The sequence below is a fragment of the Paenibacillus sp. AK121 genome, assembly GCF_019042715.1.
Taxonomy (GTDB): Bacteria; Bacillota; Bacilli; order Paenibacillales; family Paenibacillaceae; genus Paenibacillus; species Paenibacillus polymyxa_C.
Genome location: NZ_JAHPJM010000003.1, coordinates 294,181 through 314,747, shown reverse-complemented (window position 1 = coordinate 314,747; position 20,567 = coordinate 294,181). Strand labels below are relative to the sequence as shown.

Annotated in this window: 19 protein-coding genes and 1 pseudogene; all 20 read left to right on the top strand. The window is 37.2% G+C overall.

The window, feature by feature from the left end; genetic code table 11:
• Window positions 1–145 precede the first annotated feature (145 nt).
• The 20 genes and pseudogenes from KSP24_RS07765 to KSP24_RS07675 all read left to right on the top strand — a co-directional run bounded on the left by KSP24_RS07765 (window position 146) and on the right by KSP24_RS07675 (window position 20,521).
• Window positions 146–1,564 carry a transcriptional regulator gene (locus KSP24_RS07765; protein WP_216974844.1) on the top strand — a complete coding sequence of 473 codons (1,419 nt, stop codon included), beginning with the start codon at window positions 146–148 and terminating at the stop codon, window positions 1,562–1,564.
• A gap of 393 nt (window positions 1,565–1,957) precedes the next feature.
• Window positions 1,958–3,094: a hypothetical protein gene (locus tag KSP24_RS07760; protein ID WP_102163305.1), complete on the top strand. Its 1,137-nt coding sequence runs from the start codon at window positions 1,958–1,960 to the stop codon at window positions 3,092–3,094.
• A 52-nt stretch (window positions 3,095–3,146) separates the two neighbouring features.
• Entirely contained in the window at window positions 3,147–3,701 is a 555-nt protein-coding gene (locus KSP24_RS07755; RefSeq protein WP_216974843.1) for a hypothetical protein, read from the top strand.
• A 492-nt stretch (window positions 3,702–4,193) separates the two neighbouring features.
• Window positions 4,194–5,537 (top strand): WXG100 family type VII secretion target, encoded by a 1,344-nt coding sequence (locus tag KSP24_RS07750; RefSeq protein WP_216974842.1) that lies wholly within the window; start codon window positions 4,194–4,196, stop codon window positions 5,535–5,537.
• A complete protein-coding gene (locus KSP24_RS07745) occupies window positions 5,537–6,025 on the top strand; it encodes a hypothetical protein (RefSeq protein ID WP_216974841.1) in 489 nt (162 codons plus the stop codon). Before KSP24_RS07750 ends, KSP24_RS07745 begins: the two co-directional genes overlap by 1 nt.
• A gap of 596 nt (window positions 6,026–6,621) precedes the next feature.
• Window positions 6,622–6,843: a DUF5659 domain-containing protein gene (locus KSP24_RS25605; protein WP_367949301.1), complete on the top strand. Its 222-nt coding sequence runs from the start codon at window positions 6,622–6,624 to the stop codon at window positions 6,841–6,843.
• 76 nt (window positions 6,844–6,919) lie between these two features.
• Window positions 6,920–8,776, top strand: coding sequence for a hypothetical protein (locus KSP24_RS07740; protein ID WP_216974840.1), 1,857 nt, complete (start codon window positions 6,920–6,922; stop codon window positions 8,774–8,776).
• A 589-nt stretch (window positions 8,777–9,365) separates the two neighbouring features.
• On the top strand, window positions 9,366–9,572 hold the full coding sequence (locus tag KSP24_RS07735; RefSeq protein ID WP_216974839.1) for a hypothetical protein: 207 nt from the start codon (window positions 9,366–9,368) through the stop codon (window positions 9,570–9,572).
• A gap of 14 nt (window positions 9,573–9,586) precedes the next feature.
• On the top strand, window positions 9,587–10,465 hold the full coding sequence (locus KSP24_RS07730; protein ID WP_216974838.1) for a Gabija anti-defense Gad2 family protein: 879 nt from the start codon (window positions 9,587–9,589) through the stop codon (window positions 10,463–10,465).
• A gap of 174 nt (window positions 10,466–10,639) precedes the next feature.
• Window positions 10,640–10,876 (top strand): hypothetical protein, encoded by a 237-nt coding sequence (locus tag KSP24_RS07725; protein ID WP_216974837.1) that lies wholly within the window; start codon window positions 10,640–10,642, stop codon window positions 10,874–10,876.
• 2 nt (window positions 10,877–10,878) lie between these two features.
• The gene (locus KSP24_RS07720; RefSeq protein WP_216974836.1) at window positions 10,879–11,322 is read left to right on the top strand and encodes a DUF1617 family protein; all 444 of its coding nucleotides are present in this window, start codon (window positions 10,879–10,881) and stop codon (window positions 11,320–11,322) included.
• 46 nt (window positions 11,323–11,368) lie between these two features.
• Complete coding sequence (locus KSP24_RS07715) at window positions 11,369–12,376, top strand: hypothetical protein (protein ID WP_064962942.1); 1,008 nt, start codon at window positions 11,369–11,371, stop codon at window positions 12,374–12,376.
• 84 nt (window positions 12,377–12,460) lie between these two features.
• Complete coding sequence (locus tag KSP24_RS07710) at window positions 12,461–13,201, top strand: stalk domain-containing protein (RefSeq protein ID WP_216974835.1); 741 nt, start codon at window positions 12,461–12,463, stop codon at window positions 13,199–13,201.
• Window positions 13,202–13,701: 500 nt separating this feature from the next.
• Complete coding sequence (locus tag KSP24_RS07705; RefSeq protein WP_064962945.1) at window positions 13,702–13,890, top strand: hypothetical protein; 189 nt, start codon at window positions 13,702–13,704, stop codon at window positions 13,888–13,890.
• A 356-nt stretch (window positions 13,891–14,246) separates the two neighbouring features.
• A pseudogene (locus KSP24_RS07700) lies at window positions 14,247–14,393 on the top strand (sporulation initiation factor Spo0A C-terminal domain-containing protein); the annotation flags it as partial.
• Between the two features lie 608 nt (window positions 14,394–15,001).
• Entirely contained in the window at window positions 15,002–16,081 is a 1,080-nt protein-coding gene (locus KSP24_RS07695) for a hypothetical protein (protein ID WP_216974834.1), read from the top strand.
• A 303-nt stretch (window positions 16,082–16,384) separates the two neighbouring features.
• Complete coding sequence (locus KSP24_RS07690) at window positions 16,385–17,134, top strand: class I SAM-dependent methyltransferase (RefSeq protein ID WP_025675619.1); 750 nt, start codon at window positions 16,385–16,387, stop codon at window positions 17,132–17,134.
• 247 nt (window positions 17,135–17,381) lie between these two features.
• Window positions 17,382–19,082 carry a methyl-accepting chemotaxis protein gene (locus tag KSP24_RS07685; RefSeq protein WP_014599991.1) on the top strand — a complete coding sequence of 567 codons (1,701 nt, stop codon included), beginning with the start codon at window positions 17,382–17,384 and terminating at the stop codon, window positions 19,080–19,082.
• A 169-nt stretch (window positions 19,083–19,251) separates the two neighbouring features.
• On the top strand, window positions 19,252–19,755 hold the full coding sequence (locus KSP24_RS07680) for a hypothetical protein (RefSeq protein WP_216974833.1): 504 nt from the start codon (window positions 19,252–19,254) through the stop codon (window positions 19,753–19,755).
• Between the two features lie 358 nt (window positions 19,756–20,113).
• The gene (locus KSP24_RS07675) at window positions 20,114–20,521 is read left to right on the top strand and encodes a hypothetical protein (RefSeq protein WP_216974832.1); all 408 of its coding nucleotides are present in this window, start codon (window positions 20,114–20,116) and stop codon (window positions 20,519–20,521) included.
• The last annotated feature ends 46 nt before the right edge of the window (window positions 20,522–20,567 follow it).

Below are 20,567 nucleotides of genomic sequence, written 5' to 3'. Positions count from 1 at the left end.
ATATGAAAGGTATGTGATTTTATGCCAAAAGATGGTACAATTAAAAGCAATAAAACAAATGTATTTTACTACTTGTTTCACAACTACATAATAATTTTAACTATGCATCGTATTTGTTAGTCTACGTTGAAAGGGTGGTTTATCGATGAAAATTACACCCACGATTAGAGCAGAATTGGAACAATTTCTACAACAAGAAAGCTTAACATTATCGCAATTTGGACAAATCGCAGGGATGAATAGGGGAATAATAAGTAGCATTGTAACAGGTAATAAGTCAATGTCTGTTAACCAGCTTGACTTAATCACTGAGGCTATGGGTTTACCAGAAGGTCACTATTATGATTTATTTATAGAAAACTACATCATCGACCATCCTCCGAATATGAGGAGAATCGAGCCCTTTTTGTTTCGCTGTGCGGAGTTGGACAAGTTGGATGCAATCCGTCGAGTGGTGGGAGCCATCATGGACAATCTGCTGTATTCACCCAAGCTATTTGAAATTGCAGAAGAATTATTGTCGCTGGGGCGACATGAGGCTGCATTGCTGCTTTATGAGGGAGTAGCTGAAGCGGAAAGATATCAACATTCTGAACGCTTGGCAGTCTGCCAATATCGCATATTTACGATTCAAGTTGGAGACGATCAAAGTCGTAACATCAGGGCGGCAGCGGTATTTGAAGCTTTTGTCGAACGCCTAGATGAAATAGACCAACTTGACGCATTAAAGGATTTGGCAAACGTGTACAGGTCTTTGCGTAAATGGGACAAGGTAGACGAAATGGCAAGGCAAATGAGAGCTAAAGCGGAAATACAATATGCACTGAAACATCAACAGAACAGCCGAGCACAGAGCGAATCAAGTTATAAGCTAAGTCGTCCCCTGTTTGTATACATTACTTATGCCGATTTGCTGCGCGCGAATGTATGTGAAGAGCTGGGTGATTATGAGGGGGCTTTACATTATACAAATGCTTATTCCAATTTAGATTGGGTTAGAGAGACCGATGAGGATGCTCTGCATTGGATGAAACTGTATTTACACTGGTCAAAAGCTAATATACTTGCAAATAAGCTTTTATCTGGTGATGTGAGTGTGCTTCATGAATATATAAACTTTATTGATGACTCATCAGATACGATTCAAGAAGATAGGGTCACTCAACTACTTAACATTATGACAGCAGCTAACCGTTATAAGCTAGATGTAAATGATATACTAAAACGATTTGAAACTGAGATTGCGTCTTTATCTCAGCGACTATCATCAGATGACATGTATACCCAGCAAGTGTTACCAGATTATTCGGCATTGTGTGGATATGAATTGGCTTATTATTATTTAAATCATGGGATGCATTATGATGGCTTTAATCATTTGTTTTGTGCAATGGTAAAAGCGCATATACTAAATAATGAGACATATTTTATAAATTGTATGGGGTTGTTTGTGCGTTTCAAAGCCCATGCGGTATCTGAAACCAAAACAGAGTTTTACAATCTCATTGAAAAGGTGTGGTTAAACAATGTTGAAAAAAGTGGTAATGCTGATCGTTGCGAGTAGTTTTTTGTTTACCTTAGCTGTACCTATTTATCTGGACAGTCATAATGGGGGATTTCAAATCTTTGCACAACATGGAGGTTCTTAAATACGAATTAGGTTAAAGTTCGTTAAAACTGCACTCCTGAAATAGGTCTAATTATGAACACGGTGAAATTTAATCATTCTTAATATGGATACAATGGTAAACAGGGTAGTACACTAATATAATCAGTTTAGAAAGAGGTTAGATGGAATTGTCCGTCTAGCCTTTTTGTTTTGTAAATGTGACAATGAATTGTTCGCGGTTTTTTAAAATTATTATAAAAATTCCTTTTTCTATAAAAAAATATTGTAAAAGAATGTATAACATTGTATATTATATCCTGTGTTTATCAAACATTGGGAGGTTTTTAGATGAAAAAGCATTTAGCAATTGCGGGGCTAGCCTTAATAATTGGTATGGCTCCTCTCACCTCAGTAAAAGCAGAAGGTAGTGCTGTACCGTTGGATAAGGAAATCGTCAAACAACAAATTGACAAGGATCGTATTGATCAAGTGAAGTTCCATCTTAATGAGCTTGCACACCTGAACAAGACAGATGGGAGTGACTACTTAAGCGAGTTCGGTATTGAAGTGAATAAAAAAAGCATTTCTGCATCTGAGTCTACATACAATAATGAATCAGTAAAAGATGAGTTTGAAAACTTATTGGACAATGCCTATATTTATACAATGGATGACAATGGATTTGTTTATGACAAAAATGGAGAAGTTGTAAATAAAGTAGACATAAACGAACAAGAATTTGATAATTCAGATAGCATTTCTTTACAAGCATATGTTGATCCCACTATCGGTGGTTCTGACACTGGTGCTTTTGCTAGACAAGTTACATCTACTGGTTATAAGGGTATCCGGACTTCGTTCGTTCTCCCGTCATCTCCTGCTATAAACACTCCTAATAGTGTATCTGGGTATTTGTATAATGGTATTGATGTACTTTCTTCTTTGTATCCTGATGGTTACAAAATTGAAGGAGGGGTTCAATATAGTCAGGCGAAAAATGATTATCAGGCTATCATTCGTCCAAAGGGGCTTACTCAGAATCCAATTCCAGATGGCTATTCTAGTGCCGCACCAAGATACAAAGCAGGTACTTCTATAATTAGTAATATTTTATATGATACAACTACCTCGAAATTCAAATATTTTGTGAATGGTACTAATGTAAACGGTGTGAACCAATACATTCTTTTTACTTATGGTAAGTCCTTAAGTAATTCTGAAATTTCTAATCTAGCTGTCAAAAGAGTCACTGCTCTAGCAAAGAATGATTATTCAGGTGGGAATATTGGTAAGGTAACTGTAAACTATAGTAGTACCGAGGTAACGAGACTTGATGGGACAACTACGCAAATGACACAAGGCATGCTTAGCTCTCATAATTTTGGGGGCAAGATTCATGGGACTAGTGATACTCCAAGTGGGGCTGTAAGTAAATCAGGTAGCGTATCTTCACAAACTGTATCCGTAAATACTGTAGGATTCTAAAGCGCAACTTTTTCACACTAGTTACCGTTTGGATTTATAAGGAGGAGTTGAAATGAGGAAAACATTTGTAACCATGCTTTCATTGTGTCTGATCTTAGTGTTATCGACCACTAGTTACGCAGCAAACAGTAAACAATCGCTTGAAAAAAATGCTAGTAAAATTTATAGTTCATCTTTAAAGAAGACTTTTTTAGTCATCTCTCGTGACAAAAAGAAGAAAGAGTACAATTACAATTCTGGATACATTCCTGTTAAAGATTTATTTCGTGATTATGTTGATTCTATTACGTGGGATGGTAAAAAGAAGATTGTAGTAATTAAAAATCAAGGCTCAGAATTAATCTTGAATGCTTCTGGAGGAATGATTAGATCTGCTGATAATCAAGTTGTAGCTCCTTCAGAATGGATTCGATTATCCAATGGTTCTATTCAGATAAAATCTTCTGTTGTTGCCTATATTTTTGACCGTGAGGGAGATGCTTATAAAGACTCAGAAAGAGAGGAATGGAAAGACAAACTATCATTTTTAAATATTAAAGAAACGGTTGGTTTACCTGATGTCAAAAGTGATGGTTTATTTGTGAATGTAGTTTACAACAATAAATAATCTTAATTGGGTGTGGTTGCTTCTTAAAAACTGCACCTCTTTTTTATTTGTGAACCCTATGAAACTTACTAAATGTATTGTTGAGTTGGAAAGAATTTATGGAGTGAGGGATGGGAGCGCCAATCTAGAAGGGAGTAACCAGTATACAAATGGAATTGGTGAGTCAAATAATTTTACTCACAAAAAAACGCAGACTGATATAGCTCAAGAACTTAATATCACGAAGCAGCAGTTACATAACTACAAAAAACTTCTCACTCTTATTCCTGAATTGCAAGATACGGTTCCAGAACGAAGTTTAAGGTTAATAGTGCTACGTTGATAAATGTATCTTATAACAAAGGATTATAATACTTTAGACATAGTAAATCTGTTTAGCTCAGTTCAAAGGTCACATGGATTAAAAGGAAATAACAGGATAGTAGATGGATTTCCCTAAATCACCCCTTCTGATAAGATTATTTCCATCAAAATTAAAGTGGGCGTGGTAGAATGGGGAGAATATTAGTTCCACCTGACAAACTGATGGAAGTTGCTGATCAGTTCTTACACGGAAAGCATGAATTGGAACGTATGCTGAATCATTTGAGTGGACGAATTGATTTTGTGCAACAAGGCTGGTCTGGAGCCACCCAAGAGAGATTTTTTCAGGAATTTCAGGTTTCTCGACAATCCATGAGTGTGACGCTTGAACGACTATCTATGGTTGCACAAGAACTCATCTTTATTTCAAAAAGTTTTACACAGGTAGATGGAGAGAAAGTGGTGCTGGATGTGCCGTGGCTTGGAACCCCTGTTAAAACGGCGTACACAGGTGAAGGTTGGTTACATAAAATCTTTGAACAGATTGGACAAGCTGAGATCACCAAGTCTGAAGCTCAATTGGAAGCCAGCAAACTTCAAGGAGAAATCCTTTGGGATACTGCACAGGGAGCAAAAGGAGCTATTCAGGGGAATTTGACATTGGGGATATGGCCTGATAAAGAACGGAATTATGATCATCCCATGGCAGCTAAAGTAGGTGAAATTCTCGGAAATGTAGCTACAACATTGCAGGGAGCTGGTGAGGTAGTAGCTGGAATAGGTGGAGAAGGACTATCAGTTGCTATTTCATCTACAGGCGTAGGGAGTATAATCGGGGTACCCGGATTAATTGGATCGGCAGCTTTGGCGTCGCATGGAGCTACAACTGCGGTTAAGAGTGCAAAAGGAGTAGGAGAAAGCTCAGCAGAATTGTGGCAGATGGCGAAAGGAGAAGGTGGAGGCTCATCAAAATCTACTCCTTCTTCGGGAGCTAAGGCAGAAAAGGCTCCACATGTCATCGAGGGAACTCACAATAATAATATGGGTAGTCTAATTAAGGAAGGAAATAAGACGAAATATACAAACCCTGCTGGCAATGAATTGACATGGGTTGATCAACATCCCAAAAATATTAATCGGGACATTGAAAACTTTATGAATAGCTCAGATGTAGGAAAGGCAACCGAAGCAAAAGTAGCTAGCTTTTTAAAAGAAGAAAGGGAAGTCACTGGTTTTGGACAAAAAATATTAAAGAAAGATGGTCAATTGGCAGGTGATTTAGATGTAGTTACTAAAAATGAATTAATTGAGGTTAAGGCTTCAATCAAAGCAGTTAAAGAAGGACAACTGGAGAAAATGACTATTACGACTGATAAGTTTTATTTTAATCCAGAACAGAAAAAAGTTATACTTTATATTGATAAGCCTTTGGGTAATCTATCTCCAAGTAATACAGAAAAATTAGATAATATCAAGAAGCTAGGAGTAACTGTTGTGAATTCCTTGGAGGAATTAAGAAAGGTGGTTAAGTGATGGGGAGTTCAGCTTTTATTTTAATGGAACGGGAAAAATATACTCCTGAGAAATTACTAGGAGATGCAATCGTAGCTGCCTTTCATGCAGATGCTGGATTATATTTTGATAATGATAAAAAATATAAAAATGAACAGTTTTTTTCAACAACTCTAAATATATCTTATAACCCACTGGGTGCTGAAAACAACCAGCAGTTTATATTCTATATTGACGGAATTGATAATTACGAAATTAATTATGAACATGATGAGGATATTAGTGGATTAGATTCAAGCTTGTCTTTGTATCAAGTAGGATGTATTGAAGATGTTTATGGTGTTGAAGAACTGATTTTTCGATTTATATATGAATATCTCAAGCTAAATCCTACTGACTATTTTTGGATTCCTGATTACGATTGGGTCTACAGTTGGGAAGATATGCAGAAGTTCAAATCTCTGCCCTATGATCCAAACTGGTGCTATAAAAATCCTACATCAGTATAATTCACAACGATTATTGAATATCTAGAAGCTTGCTCCTTAAACATAGGAAGTAAGCTTCTTTTATTTGTAGTTATCCAATCTGAATAAAGGGGGATGATATTTGCATACACTTTGCTCCCAACCGTGATAAATTGTTGTGCTTGGGTGGGGATCAGAGCGCGATTAAAATGGTGATCAGCATTTTTCCTTCATTATATGTACTATTTTGTAGCAATAAAATTTATAGTCAAAAAGTATATCAATAGAGTATATAAGAAAGGCTTGCATTTAATGGGATATATGCTATACTAAAATAGTAACAGAGAAATGAATCGATAAAATAAATTGAAAGGAGACGTAAATTTGAAACGAAGGTGAAACCACTTCAAAGGAAATGAAGTTAAATAGCTGAAAATACATAAGCTTTACCACGAATACAAACAAAAAAAGTAGATTCAAACACACCAAATAGATAGAATGTATACTAGATTAGATAGATTGAATTAAAGTAGTTTTAGGATTGGCAAACTTAATATTGTTTTATCTGCTCTATCGAAATGGATTGTTAAGTTTATTTGTTGTGCGATCTTTGAAAATTAGATATCAAAAGGACGGGAGTGGTCAATATTTCTAATGGGACAACTGTCATTCATTCGCGCAAACTATCTCTTTATCTTCAATTAAAGGGATTTATGTTAGTTGCGATTGGTGATGATTTGAAGAGTGAGAGGAATGTTTATTTGTTTTGCTCTAGTGAACGCTTACAACAGGCAATGGCAGATTATAAAACCGATCATGAGTTTCATGAGTTTGCCAGCAGAATGCCAGTAAGGGGCTAAACCAATACATTCCAATCATTCTATTCCAACATTTGATGACGTTTACGGCGAGAAGTATACAAATAAAATTTCAAATATGAAACGTAGGGTATTAGAAGGGAAAACTGACCCGAATACGTTTGTAGTTATTGATTTAGAGGCTTCACTCGGTAAGTCGGTGGAAACAAATAGGATTTTAAAGGAATACATAGAGTCTTATCAGTTTACAGGCATCAATTACGGGTATTCATATAGAAAGTTTTTGTTGGTGAAGCGGTTTGCTAAGGACGTTGAAGATTCTGCTGAGTACATAGGTGAAAATGTAGACAAGTTATACCGAGGATTTGGAGACAGAAGCGTACGAATTACAGGCAAAGATCAGCGTGTTATTGGGATTACCTCTGACAATTGGAATTATTATAGGCAGAATCTTGAGGTTGTACGTGACTCGGATGTTCTCATTATTACGCATTCACGCTATAAAATGCTGTGTGAAGACGATGAACTAAGGCTGTGGTTCACGGAGGGCAGACATACACAAATTATTGATGAACGTATCGACTTCGATATTGTCAGTTTCAGTAGATCGGAGTATGATGCAATATTGTCTGTTTTACCGCATACTCTTCATCCCTTGTTGTATGATGCCACGAAAGGCTTGCTTGATCAGATAAAAGAATGTGAGCGAATGAAGACAACTGAAGGGAAAAAGCTCTCAAGCAGAGGAATAATAAGGTGTCATCCCAAAATAGATAGCTTGGAGTCTGTCTATGAGTTGTGTAATGTCATAAACAAAAACAAGGAAGAGATTATCCGTAACAAGGGTTTAGCGGCCTATAATAATCTCAAAGTCATTGTACAAAAACTAGAATTATTTTATAAAAGCACATGCTTCTACAATTACCATTCACTCAGTACATATAACAGAAATCACAGACTGTTTTGCTTAGCCAACAACGTAATACTGGACGCTAACGGACAGATAGACCATTTATATAATGTGAAAAATGGAAATATCAAATTTGTTTTGGATAAGCAGTCCAAGATTATAGACCATTCAGGCTCAACGATAACGCACATTACATTCAATACCAGCAAAACAAGCATTCATAAGAAGCTGAACACTGAAACTAATCAAAATGAATACTTTGAGAAAATATCGAATTTTATCAAACGTAACTATAAGTTTGGAAAGCGCTATCTGATTATTTTACAAAAGGAGTTCGTATTATCTGATAACGATGGTGAAGGTGACTTTATACACCAGCTCAAACAAGCTGGATTCACCGACATTGCCATAGGGGATGAATATAATGGCGAAGCTATATCGGTTAATTGGTACGGGAATCTGATAGGTAAGAACAAATGGCGCGACTTCGATTGCTGTTGCTTGCTTGGTACGCCTAATTCCCGTTTTGAGTCCCACGTCATACATTTATGCCAGTATACAGATAAGCATGATTGGAGAATTGGATTAGGTGTTGTTAAGAACGGGAAAACTAAATCTTTCAAAAATCCTGACCTAGAGAAAATCAGGCAACATACCATCATTGCAGAGATGTACCAGACAGTGAAGCGAGTACAGCGTAATCCTAAGCCCAAAGCAGAAATATACATAGTGACAAACGAAGAAAAGGTTTTTAGCGGAGTAGTCAAACAATTGAAGGGTGTTAAGATAGCTAAACCAATCCAATTAACCGTAGATGATTTTGTCAGCAGACATGAGTCACACGGTGCTTCGGGATCATCAAATGAAGTTACACTGACAGAGAGAATTGTGGATTGGTTACTTAGTCAGCCACCGGGAACATACCTAAAAAGGGACATAGCCAAGCAATTCAATATTAAAACTAAACACTTTACAAGGTACTTTAACAAAGATTTGATTCTCGTCCAAACGTACATAAGAGCAAAACAGATTCGGATTGAATATCGTTCCATCATCAGGCTGTAATCTTTAAACTATTTCAGCAACAGAAGGATTTAAAGAAGAACGTTTCAAACTTTGTCTCTCCTCATACGAGGATATACTAATTAAAGATATTTTTCGATCTCCCTATATATAATATATAGAAAAATGGGGAGATTGATGAAAAACTCAATGTTTATCTATGTTTTTTGCACATTTATTTTTATGAGTTATAGTCAAAAACATGCCCTATTCGGCTATTTTTCAATCAAACTTTTGATTACAATGGGGAGATTGACGAGTTGTGTTAATCGGTTTAATTGGAGCATAGTTTATCTGAACGTTGGATTTGGATAAGGTTTAAAATAAACAAATGAGCAACATAGCGTATGCTGTGGAGCAAATGTTGGAACACGACCCGATAAGGGGAGTTTTCCAATCGTACGTTGCAGAAGTAGCAAATAGATTGATTGAATTATAAGATTAGACATATATCTAATTAAAGTGTAAATGCACAGAAAATAAAAAAGTGTAACGCACCTTAACGATTTGCAGCCTTTGCCATAAACTTAAAGTAGGAGCCGTAAAAATAGCTCAGAATTACACCAATACATATACGAGGAGAAAATATTAAATGGACAGAAAAATTGCACACAATCTTATGACTTCTAGTACACCAATGGGCAGAGCATACAGAGACTATATCATGATGGGCTTGACTGACGAACAGGTTTCTAAAATTTTAGGGATTGATGATACCAGTACCAACTTGGTACGGGAACAAATAGCTAAAAATACACAAGGAGAGAATGAAGAATTGAATAGTAAATATGATTGCTGACTGTCGGAAAAAATATGAAAGAAGAGCGTATTGAACTTGGGATGTCTCAACAAAGTGTTGGTTACAAATTGGGCTGTTCAGATAAAAAAGTGAGACATTTCGAGCAGGGAAAAGAGATTAAAGACAGGGATTTATTCTATAAACAGTATAAGCAGATTCTGAATGACAGTTATGATGTCCATCTGTCAGAGCCAGAAAAAGAGATTGAAGACAATCAATATGAACAAGCAAAGCGAACCCTTAAAGAACTATTGCCAAACCATCTACGAACTCGATTCGATACATACGCTTTTATTGCTGGAGGATGCATTCACAGTATTTACAATGGGGAAGAGCCGAACGATTATGATTTTTTTCTGACCAACAAGAAGTATGCACACACATTGAAGGAGTATTTTAATAGCATTGAGGGCTTGGAAGAGAAGAGTAGTGCTAAAAAGGGGACATATAAAGGACTACCATTAATCATAACAGACAACGCTATTACAATCGGGAAATATCAAATCATTACCCAGTGGGTCGGGAACATTCATGATGTGGTTTCAGAATTCGATTTCAAACACAATATGTTCTACTACTATAACGGAGAGATTGGAACATTGAGTGATTTCAAATATCTAGATGAGAAGAAGTTAGTTTATAACAATGAACGTGGACGCAATATTGGACATACTTTTATTCGCACAATCAAATTTGTAGAACGTGGATGGACGATTTCACATAAAGAGCTTTCAAAACTGTTGATTAAACTAAATGATGTTGGTCTAAGTGACAAAGAGATTCTGAGCTTTAATAACAGCATTACAAAGAATGAAGAATCAGATACATATAGCGATATTAGTAGCAATACCGACGTAAGTATTGAATGTGAAGACGACGAGAATTACGAATAATAGATACATAGAATTTGAACGTGATTGAATAAAAGGCAGGCTATGAAGGGAGGTGGTTGTATTGCTGTTCTAGCGTGAGCTGTGAGTAGGATCGGTGGACAAGGTACGCAAAATTTTGCGGAGCTTAATACAGGAATAAAATAAACTCTTAAATAAGAGAGGAAAGATAGGATTATGAAATTAGGGGTGCTTTTCAATTTTAAAAGTGGAGAGAAATACAAGGCTAATGGCACTTTGAATTATAACAATACTCAAGCAGAGCAGGACAAGTTGTTGGAGTGGCTGAACGGCTTTGCAATTGGAATGAGAAGTAACTCGGAAATTGATGTCATGTTGGATGATGAGCAGGTAACAAAACGATATTCTGACCTGTATTCTGTGGAGTTTATTTTAGAAGGCGAGGTGCATTAAATTTGAAGATTCAGAATCAACAGCTTGAATGGCTGGTACAATTTTGCTTGAAATTTGAAATGAATGCTAAGGGGAGTCGTCAGCGTTCTAAGTTTATAAAGATTCTTCAGGAGAAGATAGAAGAGTATCGGAAGCATCGACAGGAGTTAATTGAACTGTACGCTTCAAAGGATGAGAATAGGAACCCGTTAATAATTCTTGATAATGGGGAACGTTGTTATGACGTAAAAGATAAGAATGGCTATATGAAAGAATTTATAGAGTTGCAATTGGAATATAATTACATAAATGAGACTGAAGAAAATATTGAGATGCTCAAAGTAGTAGGTGAAACATACCTAAATCATGAAGACATGTTTTTGGGCATTGAGGGCGATTTTTATCACTATATTTGCATAGAGTTCGAGGAATTTTTCGATAAGCAAGTCAAAGAAATTAGCAAGTAACATATACCAGTAGATCTGACATTACATAAAAAGGTGGATAAAAATTATGAGTTTGTGTGTAGCAGCTTCATTTGAGAGAGAGCACTATTTGGCAGTCGATACGGCGGTTTCATTTCATAAAAATGGTCTTGTTTATCGTAACGTAGATGGGTTTTCGGAGAAGATAAAGATAATTGATGGAGAAGCCTATTTTTTTAGCGGAGATATTGAATTGTGTCTAATGCTTCAGGTTTCTTTTATGGAACAGAAGAACAGAAGTTTCGCTAAGTTAACTGAGATAGCAAAAGACTTGTTTGATAAATACGCTGATCCCGGCGATAAACTAGCTTTCTCTAAATATGGCTTTGATAAAGATGGAAAGGCTACGATGCAATTTAACAATAGCGAATTAGGATTCAAACCTCAGCCAATGTATTATGGGAGTTCGAACATTCAGTTTACCACCTATGGATCAAAAATGAGGCAAGCAGGGAGTCATATTGACCTCAAAACTACGTATATCACTCCTGATTTCTTCATTCCTATTTACGAAGCTGTAGCAGATGAAGGCATTGGACGATCAATCTACATGTATCATATTAAGTTCGATGAACACGGACGCACAGAGGAAATTCCTGTTGCTGACCCTGTAGATATTCGTAAGGCAAGTATGAAAAAGGCTAGAAATCATTCAACATTTATTGGTGATGGTGAAGACGCAATCCCTGTTACGATTATGGGTGAGGGAGATGGCATGAAAAAATTTGATTCATCCAATGCCTTTGATCCAGCTATGATTGGCGAACCGATGAGTAGCAAAGGATTTCTGGTTAAGCCCAAGGGAAGCTACAGCATGATGTACTTCTCATCCAACACTGGTTTTGAGCGAAGTGTTACGCTAAACGATCAAGACATTACTGTATTTGCTGATAGGGGTGCTATAACGTTAAAGGGAAAAGCATTTAATTTTATAACTCAAGGAGGTTCGTTATTCCAGATGGAAGAGAACGGAGACATCAACATCAAAACAAAAGGCAAAATCACCTTCAACGGTACTCGCTACGACTTCATGTAACCTATAGTTTCCCCTTATCCTCTCCGATATATATTGTAAGTATGTGTAAAATCATATACTAATCGAATAATTGGAGGATATACAATGAAGAAGCGAATTCCAACGTTCCTCGCTGGTGCAATATTTGGTGTTGCAGTGGCAGTTAGTGGCGTAGCAGGAGCAAGTACATATTTAAAAGCAACATTGACACCTACAAAAATTGTGGTCAATGGACAAGAAGCTAAGTTAAACGATAGTCCTGTCAATGTGAATGGTAAAGCATATTTACCTCTTAGAGATACAGCAAGTGCAATGGGCTATAATGTAGCAAGCGCTAGTGGCGGTAAAATTGAGTTGGTTAAAAGCAATGGAACGGTTTCTACTACTCCCTCCTCTACCCCATCTGCTACAACAACTACAAAAAGTGAGCCAGCAACATCAGATGTTAAGCAAGGAGGTAAAACCTTCAACGTGGATCAATACACAAAAGGAGATAAACTGGATAGCGAGAAGATTGCAGCAGCCATTGCTAATGGCGAGCTGACGATTAATTCACAGGATGCTAATGGAGATAGCATTTTGCACTGGGTAATTCGTAAGAATGATTATGCAACATATTTAGTGATCAAGAAAAATGCGTTGAACGTGAATATTTTGAATAATAAGAAACAGAGTCCGTTGCATGAGGCAGCTTTACAAAATAGTAACTTTTATATTGGAGAACTGGAATCGCTTCATGCCAATCCTAAATTGATGGACATTGAAGGGAAGAAGCCAATTGAACATATTCGAGTAAATTCTTCCAACTATATTTCTCTGGAAGTATACATGATGAAAACAAATTGAATTGATTTGAGCGTCCATTGTTATTGGGCGCTCTATCCTTCTCCTAATAGAAGGGAATAGCTTATAAAATCAACATTTTACATGGAGGCAGATAATTGAGTAGACAGACAACTCTGCAAGGACCTTATAAACGAATATGCTATTGTAGCAGGTCTATGAGTACAGATGGAATACATATAGAGGGGGACACATTTCAATGAAGTACTGTAAAAAATGTAATATTGAACATGAGGAAAACCTTATGTATTGTGGTTAATAATTTCGTTCCACAAGATACGAATAATAAAGCATTTAAACCTTTGACAGTGTTAATCTTGACTTATGTTGTACTGATTTGTGCTACACTGATCTATTTTATTAATACAAGTTACTTCACACCAGAAGCGAAGGCAAATACTGTTGTGAATAACTATTTAGAAGCAATTATGAATGGTGATATGACAGGTGATTATAAAAAAGCCTAATGTTGATGATTTTATAAATGTTTTGGATTACAAATTTTGCGTGTGGTGGATAAGTGGGAAGAACCTAATGGGTTAATTGTAGATGAAGATATGTACAAAATGTATCACGAAAAGGAATTTAAATCTTTTAGGGAATGGAAAGAGAGCCTGAAACGTCAATTTATTGATTTGACTGTAGTTTCAGAGAGTGAAACAGGATATGGTAATGAAATCAGCAACAGATAAGCATTACAAAATTGAATTGCTTTATGATGTTAACGCAACAAACGGACTGGGACAATCAATTTATAAATAAGGTAAGTTTTTTTGTTGAGGAAGACGTCTTTGATAATTATAAGATAATTTTGGTGCATGATAAAATTTTCAATTTTAGATCATAATATTTGTTTATTTTACTGCCTTCGGGCAGTTTTTTTATGGGGGTATGCTACATTCATAAATTGATTTTTTATAATTGCTATGATATGGTTAAGACTGTAAAACAAATTAGCCACTAAATTACTTGACCATAAACCAACCAATTGATAAAAATTGATTGTATATAACTTATGAATATATTATTTTAAATCACCTCAAAAACCATCGAGGTAGCATGGACCCGTGGAAATATCGACAGCATCTCCCACCTGTTCGGTTACACTATCAATATCAGCAAGTCCAAACCAACCAACTCAGAATTTATAGCGATGGTCGCAGACAAGCTGCGGATTGAGAATAAGGTGTCCTGAAACTCTGATGAGACGCGAAAAAATGAACATGAGTAGAACGCAAATTCTCAATAATTTATCGATCGTTGCGCCGGAGATTCCGATGAAGCTCTTCGCAATTGAGTTGGATTTTACGCTTTACACGCATATCAATAGGTATTTTTGCTGAAACTAATACTAAATAAGTAAAAATTATTTGAATAACGCTTATCTCTTCGGAGGTGGGCGTTATTTTTTTGCAAGATGTCGCAAATTTGCAAATCCATCAAATTAGGGTAACTCACCGATAGAGGCCCCTATACTAGGATTCATCGTATGAACGTTCAAAGAGCAATTAAGAGATGCAAGGTTGAATTATACCAAGCATTTAATGAATAAGGTTATGGAGAGACTACGAGCGAGGTAATTGCGGAGAGTTCATTTTATAGTAGGAATATCATTACAAGATCGAACAGATGTAATCTTGCAATTGCAATGGACTCTACGAATCATGCTGTCGTTATACGTTCACCGGTCTATCTCCTTATGCGCATCAGAGTGCAAATCTGCCAATGTTATTATATTATTGACTTTACTTCCCATTAAAATGTAAGGTATTAACATACACTATTACTAGGGAAGGTTGTTAGATGATGCGGGTGAAAATTTCAATAATTTTGTTAGTGATTGTTTGGTTTTTCACTACCGGCATTTCTGATCTACAAGCTAAACTGGATAGAGGAATAAAAAACACGGTTACATCTAATATGTTTGGTGCCAGTGGAAACGGGACTGATCAGACAAAAGCTATCCAGTCTGCACTTGACTACCTCGAGAGAGTGGGGGGAGGTAAGCTTATCCTTGGCAAAGGTACGTATCTCCTAAGTATCGCTAAGAGTATTCACAGTAAGGCATGTATTGTCATACCCGCCGGAGTGATTATAGAAGGCTCTGGTATGGGTGTCACCATCATCAAACGGATTAGTAGTGAACGGAAGCAAAACGGCGTATTGCTCGTTAATAAAGGCTACGACACAAAGGGGGGATATAAAGCAGCTGGCAATATCGTGTTACGAAATTTCACGATTACAGACGGTGATGTTACCTCCAAGCCGAGGACTTACGGGGACTTGATTGCGTTGGGACATGCGAATAATGTACTTATTGAGCGTGTCCAATCGTTAAATCATGATCAACATTTCGTAGACATTTGCGGTTCGAGAAATATAACCGTGAGAGATTCTATCAGTAATAATCTTCAAGGCACCTATGGGACGGCCACAATCCAAGTTGATCGAGCTAAAAACCTAGGAATATGGGGGTTGCTACTTGACGGAACTAATCCAAAAAATATAACTATAGAGAATAACAAAATCAACTCAATGTCCGAACTGGTGTTACAACTTGGGCATGATCAATCTATTGCAGGAGATATACGTGTAGTAAAAAATGCAATAAATTGCTTGAATAAAGCTAGAGCACAAATAGCAATCGGTAAGGACGAAGATACATCAATATTGACTGCAAACATTAAAGACAATCAAATAAAACTCAATAATGCAAATAGTGTAGGGGTTAATCTGGTGGCCAATACAGCCAACAGACTAGAAAATATCTCAATAGCTGGCAATACTATCACAGGTAAGATGCGGTCAGCGACTATTGTAGGCAATTCTGTCGCATCTGCGGGTTTTGAGGACATTTTGTATTCACATTACGTTGAGGTGTAACACATGAGTTTTCTACGCAGGTTGCTATAGACTTTTTTAATAAATCTTTATAATTTTATGTTAAACTTGTCTCTATATGGGTTACTGTGGCATGTCTGATTAGAAATATAATTAAAGCAAACTTTCAAATGAGGTGAATGGATGTCTTTCCGTATTGTTCGAAGTATTTAGTTTCCGGGCTGGAAAAAAACGCGTACCAGCTATCAAGGGGGGAGTCTGCCTCATTGACTACAAAACTAAAATTTCGAATGATCTCGGTCTGCTATTCTGTAGTTTTTATTATCTTTTTGAAGGTGGATAAAAATGAATTCAATTGAATATAAAGAGTTTTATGATAAGGTTGGAAAAATCAACGGATGGGATTTTAGTAATGTGAAATGTATTTCTGAAGGAGTAAAATGGGACTTCTATAATGAAGTGTCGAAGACGTGCGAGAAGTCGGACATATTGCTTGATATCGGCACGGGTGGCGGGGAAGCTATTTTGTCAATAGCGGCTTCTGCATTACTTTTAGTCGGAATTGACCAATCTGCTGGAATGATTGATACGGCAAGAAAAAATTCTACTGAAGCAGACATAGCGAATGTTCGTTTTCTACAGATGGATGCTGAAAATCTGAATTTTCCCAAGGAATTCTTTAATGTAATCTCTTCTCGACATTCGTGTTTCTCTGCAAAAGAAATAGCTAAGGTGTTAGTTAAGGGTGGTATATTTTTAACACAGCAAGTGAGCGAAAATGACAAATTAAACATTAAAGAAGCGTTTGGAAGAGGGCAGGCATTGGGTACTAAGAAAGACTCGTTGAAAACTCAATGTATTACAGATCTCAATGAAGCGGGCTTTAACGATATTCAGTCATTTGAATTTAATGCAACCGAATACTATCAGACTCCTGCAGACTTAGTTTTTCTTTTGAAACACACTCCCATTATTCCTGACTTTGGACAAAAACAAATGGATTTTGAAATACTCCAACAATTCATTCTGGACAACCAAACTCCAAAAGGAATTAGGACAAATGCAGAACGATTTATGATTATAGCTAGGAAGTAAAACATAAAGAGATACCCGCTTTGGGGTATCTCTTTTTTACTTGCAATGCTTTAACGGATGAATTGGATGGACGAAAAATAATACTCTCACGCGGTTTATAAAATAAGCGTCAATCATTATAAAACGATCACGAAGAGAAATTTTCCTTTTGTAAACAGTTCTGAAATTCTCTTTAATTTTGATATAAACAATGTGTCGATTCTTGTCGATATAATATCTATTATAAAGAGAACTAAGGAGCGAATATATGAAATTTAACATTCGAACAAAATTGTTATTGGGTTTCCTTGCGGTAATAATCCTGTTAGTTGTGATTAGTACAGTATCGATCTCGCGAATGAAAAAGTTAGGCGATACTTCAATGGAAATTGATAGCCATTGGATGCCAAGTGTGACCATCCTCGGAACACTAAATGGTGATATATCTGATGTAGAGCGGCTCTCATTAAACATTATTGTAGAACGTGACCCGGAGGAAATGGAGAAGGTTCAGGCCGAATATGATAAGGTTTTAAAGAAAGTTGAAGAAGACCGAAAAACATACGAAAAATTAATTGCTACTCCTAAGGAACGTGAAATGTATGAACAATTCTCCAAAACTTATACGGAGTATTTGACTAAGTTACCAGAAATGATTGCAGCAGGGAGAGCTAATGATTACACTCAATCAAGCATCCTTCACCAAGAATCCTATAAGTTATGGTATAGTTCAAACGATATGATCAGTCAGCTCATTAAGTTGAATGCAGATGGATCAAAACTGATTACGAAAGAAGCTGTTGACAACTTTATTTCAGGCAGACAATTAGTTATCGTTTTGAGTATTGCAGCCGTTATACTAGCATTGATCATGGCGATCATTATAGCCCAAATTATTTCTAAGCCCATTTTGCGCATCAGTCGTGCTGCTGAAAGCATTGCGTCCGGTGACCTTACTGGGGAAGCCATTGTCGTGAAAGGCAAGGATGAGATTAGTATTTTGGCCCATTCTTTTAATACGATGGTTGCAAATCTTCGTCAACTGATTCAGTCTGTAAGTAGTACGACCGAGCTGGTAACCACTTCCTCGGAGGAATTGACGGCCAGCGCAGAGCAAAATAGCCAAGCAACTGCGCAAATCACCGAAACAGTGCAAGAAGTTGCTACAGGGACAGGTGACCAGGTGGATATGGTGACCAAATCGTCCCAGGCTATTGAGGAAATGTCCATCGGTGTAGAACAAATTGCAATCCGTGCGCAAAATGTTTTTGCATCAGCTCAGGATGCGGCTCACAAATCAGCTGAAGGTAATCAGATGATCCAGCAGGCTGTTGTCCAAATGAATAGTGTGAATGACTCTATGAATAGCTTGGCTGATCTTATGGCTGGATTGGGAGAGCGTTCAGATGAAATCGGGAAGATTATTGATGTCATCACCAATATTTCAAGTCAGACCAATCTTCTTGCCCTGAACGCGGCCATTGAAGCAGCCCGCGCAGGAGATCACGGTAGCGGATTTGCTGTAGTTGCAGGTGAAGTGCGTAAGTTGGCTGAACAATCGGCTCATTCTGCTCAACAAATTACGGAGCTGGTGGGATTGATACAAAAGGATACCTCGCATGCTATTGAGGCGGTAGCGTCCAATGGGCGAGATGTCATGACAGGTCGGGAAGTCGTACAAAATGCGGGTGCATCCTTTGAGCTTATTCAGGAAACCGTTAATAAAGTGGCCAGTGAAATTGAAGAGGTCTCTGCTGGATCGGAGCAAATGTCTGCAAGTACCGATGAGATTGTTGGCTTTGTTAGACAAATTTCAGCGATTGCTGAAGAGGCTGCAGCTGGGACGCAGCACGTATCTGCCGCGACTCAAGAGCAATTGGCATCGATGGAGGAAATTGCTTCCTCTGCAAGAAACCTGTCCAAAATGGCAGAAGACCTACAAGGACAAATTGGTAAATTTAAAGTATAAATCGTATACCGGTTCTATATTTCAGGGGAAAAGCCGCTCTATTGTGAGCGGCTTTTTCTATTCATTTTTTAATAAATATATTTGCGATTAAAAGATGGAGATATGCGGAGCCTGTAATTGGAAAGATATGATACAATGGTGGGAAATTCTTTTGGGTTGGAGTGATATCATGGACAATAAAACTGAACTTAAAGCAAGCGACCTGCGTCAGTTAGCGATAGACAAAATCATAGCTACACCATTTTTGAATGATTTTAAATATCTGAAAAGCAGAAAAGTTTTGAAAAAAGAAAACAAGGAATTTATATTTGAAATTTGTTTCGGCGCGACCAAATATAGTGCATTAAAAGTTTACATTACCGTGGAATCCAAAAGTATAAAAAAGAAGTATAGTACAGGGGCTTGTTTTCACAGTGAGTTGATCGCTCTAACCAAGAAATATACGGGCAACAGGGATTACCTTGTGTCCACAGAAGTAGAAAGAGAACGAGTGATCCAAGAGATTGTGGCAGATATCTACACTTTCGCGTTGCCTTTTTTCAAGCGATTTGAAGATGTAGAAACCCTAGCAGAACAAGTACATAAGTCAGGCTTTTTACCGCATCGCAAACGTTTTGATAAATTTAATCCGTTGACGAAAAGATTCATTGATTTTTATTATCAAGGGGAGTAATGTAGCCATCTGGGACATTTTTGTCCTCACCTTTGGAAAGTAGATAAGCATTATGATAAGGAGAACGATGTCCATGAAGTGGATATTACCGTTTTTCAAAAGAATCATGTACAATTTGTAAAAAGGGTCAATGTACTCCTCGGCATAACAAGATTTACCTAACATGATCAATGTCTCGTTAAGAGGCGAGTCGGATGTTGCCCTGGAGGGTAGATTTCTACATGGGTAGCAATCGAATGAACAACACAGAGGCTGTATACACGGATATATACAATCATATGTTATAGGCAAAAGTCATCGCATTGAACGGGCTGTGGTATGGATGCAAAAGATTTTAAAGCAAAGAGGGGATGAGAGCATGTGGAATAGTCTGACTTGGGTGATCGTCGGCGTGTTGTTGGTGGCGTTGGGTTGGATTGTTATGGCATGGCGTGGACGTAGCGGCAATCAACAACAAGCGGATGAACATCGGGGCAGTAATGTTGTTGAATTTCGCCCTCGTAAGCCCGCCCGACAATCCCGCACTGGCAATGAAATGAAGTCTAAAGTGTCTTCGGGTACACGCGCGAATACAAAAGCGGCAGATATTCAGACCCAAGCTGGATTTGGACTGTTTGACTCCATTCAGAGCACGAGTAAACAAAAATGCTCCTTTTGTAAAAAAGAAGAAAAATTAACCTTTTATGCCGATGATAATGGTTCGCTGTATGGGGTATGTAAAGAGTGTAAGCATAAGGCGGAAAGACAGGATATGCTGCCACTTTAGTCTATACAGACTATGGAGAACCATCATCAAATAATTCTTATAATTA